Source organism: Okeania sp. SIO2B9 (assembly GCF_010672505.1).
GTDB lineage: Bacteria > Cyanobacteriota > Cyanobacteriia > Cyanobacteriales > Microcoleaceae > Okeania > Okeania hirsuta.
Genome location: NZ_JAAHGK010000441.1, coordinates 1 through 5,425 on the forward strand (window position 1 = coordinate 1; position 5,425 = coordinate 5,425).

Here is a 5,425-nt window from a genome sequence, read left to right on the forward strand (position 1 = left end):
TTTAATTTAGTTTCTATGAAGATTTATCGACTGCCAGCACTTTCAGACAACTATATCTTTTTACTACATGACCCAAATCAAAAGATTGCGGCTGTAGTCGATCCAGCAGAAGTTAGGCCAGTGACCGAAAAACTAGAATCATTGGGTGCTCAGTTGGTAGCTATTTTCAACACTCACCACCATTCAGACCATGTAGGAGCTAATCAAAAGTTAATTCAGAAGTTTCCTCAACTCACAGTGTATGCCGGAGTTGAAGACCGAGGTAGAATTCCTGGACAAAAGGTATTTTTACAGGAAGGCGATCGAGTCCAATTTTCTGACCGAGAAGGAGAGATTTTATTTGTACCTGGTCATACAAGTGGCCATATTGCTTATTACTTTCCTCCTCTAGTTGCTGGAGAACCGGGGGAATTATTTTGTGGTGATACTTTATTTGCTGGTGGTTGTGGCCGCTTATTTGAAGGAACACCAGCCCAGATGGTACAGTCTTTGAGCAAATTGCGTAATTTGCCTGACAGGACACGAATATGGTGTGCCCATGAGTACACTTTGAAGAATTTGCAGTTTGCTATAACAGTCGATGAGCAAAATTTGGACCTACAAGCTCGTTTAGCTGAAGTTAAGGCAGCACGCAGTCGGAATGAGGCTACTGTGCCATCAATGATTGGTGTAGAAAAATGCACAAATCCTTTTCTGCGTTGGGATCAACCTAATCTACAGTTAGCGGTTAAAAGCCAAGATCCAGTACAAACTTTTGCCCGTTTACGAGGAAAGAAAGACCAATTTTAAAAATGCTACAAATATAGCGCTGCGCGCAGGCAACAGGCAATAGGCAACAGCTCCGGAAGGGGGAATAAAAAGCTGTTTGCGCAAGCATTCCGTAGGAATCATATAAGACTTTATAGCTATTGGACACTTCCTGCAATTTGTAAATATCCCAGCGCACATTGCTATACTTCCAGTTTCGCCAAGAGTCAGGAGGAATAGTCTTTAAGTATTTCTTGGGGTTTGCCGTTTAACCCTGTAGTGGTCGATCCACTTGCGTTCAACTAAGCTTTCAGGCTTTTGAGTAAGTTTGAGTAAGTTTAGTTGAGCGGTAAATATCTCTTGATTCACTCAAATTATTTGTAATATTCTTTTTTCGCACTTGTTATTACTTATAGACATCTCCAAAAATCAAAAATCAAATCAATTATTTCTCCCTGTTCCCTGTTCCCTCTTTTCTGTTCCCTCTTTTCTGGAGATGTCTAATAATTTTTGTCAGCCTTAGCATTTTTTGTACTTTTAATCTGTATAAATTAATCATATTTTTGGTATAAAATAAGTATCAAAGGTGACTGGCTTTGGCTCTAAAATGCTTACTCCTTTAGTTTTCAAATCTCAAGCTCCCTGAGAAAACATTTATTAAGTAAAATGTTAAAAAGTGTAAAGAGTGTTAAGATAAAATCTATAATAAGAAATTAATTTAGAAAAATGCTAAATCCAAGACTGCCCGAAGCAAATTTACTTAAAGCAGTACTGAAACCCTTGTTAGAGGATTTTCAGTATTGGTTTGAGCGTTCCCGTCAGTTATTGGAGAGAGAAAAAATTCCTTTTCTTAGTAGCACTGAACAATTCGACCTACTTAACAGAGTTAAGCAAGCTCAACAGGAAGTGAGTACAGCACAAACTCTTTTTAATGCAACTGAAGGTCAAGTTGGGGTAGAAACTACAGTGCTTATGCCCTGGCATCACTTACTAACGGAATGCTGGCAAGTTTCAATGCGATTTCGCAAAGAACAATCTAGATAGAATTGCTCATTACGCTCAAACTTAAGTATCAAGCAATAAATTAAAAAATAAAATTTAGTTAACTTTTAAATATAACAGTTTTGGAATTTATAACTATTAATTTACGCTAAAAGCACTATCTTCTCTGGAAATTGATGATGACTGACCCAGATAATTTATGGGGATAAAACTCATCCAGAGTTAAGTAGATATAAAATAAGAAAAACTGTTTAAACTTTTTTAAAATTTGCTGAGTGCCTATATGGCCCTGGAGAAAACCATGTTACATTTGCTTTATATCCTAGCCTTTACTACTGTTGCCGTTTTGGCTGTTCGTAATTTAATCCGTAGTCTATTAACTGTGGGCCTTGAGTCTCAATCTTTACCCTCAAACCGAGAATGGTCTTCTGGTGATTCTTATTCTAAGTCTCGTAGAATTCCACATCCGGAACTATTAGATGAATCTGGGAATTTTATTGATGAACCTTTGTTGGTGATGCGTTCCGTTAATGTACAAGAAGCTCGTCAACAGTTGGATGCTATTTATAATTCTGAGCTTGGATCTAGTAGTGAAACTAGAGAGGAGAAGGATAAATAAAGACGACAACAAATAATGTAAGATTTGTAAAAATTACCGAAAAATTGGGTTTAAAGCCTCGCCCTTGTAGGGCGACTTTTTATTTGATTTGTAAGTCAATTGAATATATGATATAGTGTTATTAGTTGCCGGGGGGCACTCGGAAACTCTAAACGGACGTGGAGGGAAGCGTTAGACTACCGCCAAGGAAGCAGCACCCTGTGAAGCGTCAACCCGCCGAGGAGCTACGGCTCAGTAGGAATTCCCGTGCCTTTAGGCCGGGGAGGATGTCAAAAGATATACATAAAAAGTCTAAAGTCCTTAATTCTCTAATTATCAGGTATTTTCTGTACAATCAAATTCATAATTGCTGTAGCAGAAAATTGATAAAAACTTAAAAACTTGCTATTGCTTTGTTTCAAAAAAACTGATAATAGCAAGTTATTTTTATAACTTTAAAATGCTAAATATTTGAGATAAAATAATTTCTACTTATACCAAATACCCGATTATAAATCAGGGATCAGACAAAACTAAAGAATAAAAGCCTCTGCAGTGTTCACACTAACAATGTATATTTAATATTAGTAGTGCAGTAGGGTAAAGATTAACGGCCAGATGACCATCCCTAAGTCCGTATTGGCAGAACTGGTGCAAGAGATTCCGCAGTTGAGACCACAAATTTACTTTAAGTCATCCCTGACTGCTCTATCTCATGCAATGGAAGACCAGGTTTTAGCAAGCTCCGATCAACCTCTGGTAATTGCAACTTTTCAGCAAGAGCGTTTTTATCGTCAGGAAGCTCATCGTTATAGACGAATTGCTAACCTAACATCCCAAGTATATGTACTAGCAGCACCAGAAACAGCATTTAAAAATTCTTCTGAGTATTACGAAACAATAGCTTTTAATACTAAAGAGACTTTAAGTAAGGAATGGAATTTACTGGTACTTGGTCAACAGTATTCAAGTTGTTTGATTTGTAATGAGCGTTTTAATTCTGGTAAAAGTGATGAAACATCTGAGTTGATTGCCATGGATCAGGCACGTCGATTTGAAGGTATCTGGACTTTTGACCGTCAAGTATGTGTCCAAGCTGCTGAATTATTACTGAATAGAATACTCAGATATAGGCCACAGTTAGAAGAAAAAGTACAAGCAGCACGAGAAGTTTATAGCATCAATCTTGATGTAGAGATGGGAAGAAAATCTGCAAAAAGAAAATCTAGCTCTAATCGTCGTTACCTAAAAAAAGCTTCAGAAGTAGTTACTCAAAATCCTCAATTTAACGATCCTTTTGCCCAACGTTTGGTGACTTATTTGCAAGCAAGTCAATATAAGTTACTTAAAACATATCGCTCGATCGCTGTTCAGGAACAAAAACAGCGCCTGATTAATATTATTTCTAATGCCATGAGGCGATCGCTAGACTCTGATGAGATTATCAAAGTAGCAGTGCAAGAATTGGGAGAAGCACTTTTAGCTTGCCGATGCTTAATTTATCAATGTCGAGCTTTAGATGTCACAGTAACTATTACACATGAATATTTAAGTTCGTCAGTTACATCTGTGGTTAATCAAGAATGGCCTTTACAAGATAATCCTTTATTTCAAAAGGTTGTTCAAACTCAAGAGCAAGTCTATATAGAAGATACAAGCTTACTGCCTAATTATTGTTTGACAGAAACACCACAAGGCTCTAAAATAAAGGCCAAAAGTTGTCTCCAAACATTAATATCTCAATGGGAAATTAAGAGCTGGTTAATGGTACCTTTGCTTTATCAGGGAAGACTTTTAGGTATGGTGGAGTTACACCACTGTGGTTCATGTCCTCATCACTGGTCTGATGACAAAATAGATTTAGTAGAAGCGATCGCTACTCAATTAGGTATAACTTTGATCCAGGCGGAAACTTATGCCCACTTAGAAGAATTAAATCAACAATTAGAAGCTCTGGACCGGACTCGTAGTAATTTAATTGCAATTACTGGCCACGAGCTACGGACACCTTTATCAACTATTCAAGTTTGCCTTGAAAGTTTGAGTCAAGAACCAGATATGCCTGCAGAGTTACGTCAAGTTATGTTGGAAACTGCATTAGCAGATGCAGATAGAATGCGTCATCTTGTGCAAGATTTCTTAACATTGTCTCATTTAGAAAGTGGTACGGTTGAGTGGAATGTAGAATATCTGCCTCTATTAGAATGTGTTGATTTGGCTCTGAGTAGTATTCGTGCCCATCATTTACAAAGAGATTTACCGAATATTACTACTCAGGTATCGACAGAACTACCTTTAGTTTTAGCTGATGGAGAATGGTTAGTAGAGGTATTGTCAAAACTCCTGGATAATGCTTGTAAGTTTACTCAGTCTGAAGGAACAGTAATGATTGGGGCTACTTCTAATGGAGATAATATGTTGGAAGTGACAGTCTCTGATACTGGTCGTGGGATTGAACCTAAGCGCTTAGAAGCTGTATTTGATCGTTTTTATCAAGAGGAAGGTGCTTTACGGCGCAGTGTTGGTGGTACAGGTTTAGGTTTAGCCATTTGTCGGCAGATTATTACTCGCTTGGGAGGAAAAATTTGGGCAGAGTCAGCGGGTAAAAATCGGGGTAGTCAGTTTCACTTTACAATTCCAATTGTTAGTAATAGTGAAAAAATGGAGAGGGAAAATCAAACAAGAAGAAAGGAATCTAATTCATAAACTTAGCAGCTAGCAAAGTAGTAGTTTAGGTTTTAATGAATAGAGAAATGATTCATCTTCTAAAAAATGAAATTCTTGGTCCAATCCAGTTAATTGAAAAACCAATTGAATATCATCTTGGATATTGAACAGATATAATAGACATCCTCTTTTTTCAGAAATTTTTCGGATAATAACTAAAGTAGTTAATCCCAAATTATTAATTTGGTTTACTAATCCCATATCTATTATCCAGTATAAATTTCGTGTTTTGTCGATTATATCTGTTCAATATCCAAGATGATATTCAATTGGTTTTTCAATTAACTGGATTGGACCAAGAATTTCATTTTTTAGAAGATGAATCATTTCTCTATTCATTAAAACCTAAAC

At 36.8% G+C, this 5,425-nt stretch carries 5 protein-coding genes; 4 read left to right on the forward strand and 1 reads right to left on the reverse strand.

Going from position 1 to position 5,425, the window contains the following annotated elements:
- The first annotated feature begins 15 nt into the window (after window positions 1–15).
- The 4 genes from gloB (at window position 16) to F6K13_RS16430 (ending at window position 5,053) form a co-directional block, all read left to right on the forward strand.
- Window positions 16–789, forward strand: coding sequence for a hydroxyacylglutathione hydrolase (gloB, locus tag F6K13_RS16415; protein ID WP_124143707.1), 774 nt, complete (start codon window positions 16–18; stop codon window positions 787–789).
- Window positions 790–1,473: 684 nt separating this feature from the next.
- The gene (locus F6K13_RS16420) at window positions 1,474–1,791 is read left to right on the forward strand and encodes a DUF2605 domain-containing protein (protein ID WP_124155545.1); all 318 of its coding nucleotides are present in this window, start codon (window positions 1,474–1,476) and stop codon (window positions 1,789–1,791) included.
- Between the two features lie 259 nt (window positions 1,792–2,050).
- The gene (locus tag F6K13_RS16425; protein WP_124155546.1) at window positions 2,051–2,368 is read left to right on the forward strand and encodes a DUF2973 domain-containing protein; all 318 of its coding nucleotides are present in this window, start codon (window positions 2,051–2,053) and stop codon (window positions 2,366–2,368) included.
- A 597-nt stretch (window positions 2,369–2,965) separates the two neighbouring features.
- Window positions 2,966–5,053, forward strand: coding sequence for a DICT sensory domain-containing protein (locus tag F6K13_RS16430; protein ID WP_124143705.1), 2,088 nt, complete (start codon window positions 2,966–2,968; stop codon window positions 5,051–5,053).
- A 9-nt stretch (window positions 5,054–5,062) separates the two neighbouring features.
- Here F6K13_RS16430 and F6K13_RS16435 read toward each other — a convergent pair whose 3' ends face one another.
- Window positions 5,063–5,314, reverse strand: coding sequence for an STAS domain-containing protein (locus F6K13_RS16435; protein WP_353735675.1), 252 nt, complete (start codon window positions 5,312–5,314; stop codon window positions 5,063–5,065).
- Window positions 5,315–5,425: the final 111 nt, after the last annotated feature.

Bases quoted from the DNA above. Each gene is read 5' to 3' on its own strand.
- F6K13_RS16420 (WP_124155545.1), top strand. From the start codon at position 1,474: ATGCTAAATCCAAGACTGCCCGAAGCAAATTTACTTAAAGCAGTACTG.
- gloB (WP_124143707.1), top strand. From the start codon at position 16: ATGAAGATTTATCGACTGCCAGCACTTTCAGACAACTATATCTTTTTA.
- F6K13_RS16430 (WP_124143705.1), top strand. From the start codon at position 2,966: ATGACCATCCCTAAGTCCGTATTGGCAGAACTGGTGCAAGAGATTCCG.
- F6K13_RS16425 (WP_124155546.1), top strand. From the start codon at position 2,051: ATGTTACATTTGCTTTATATCCTAGCCTTTACTACTGTTGCCGTTTTG.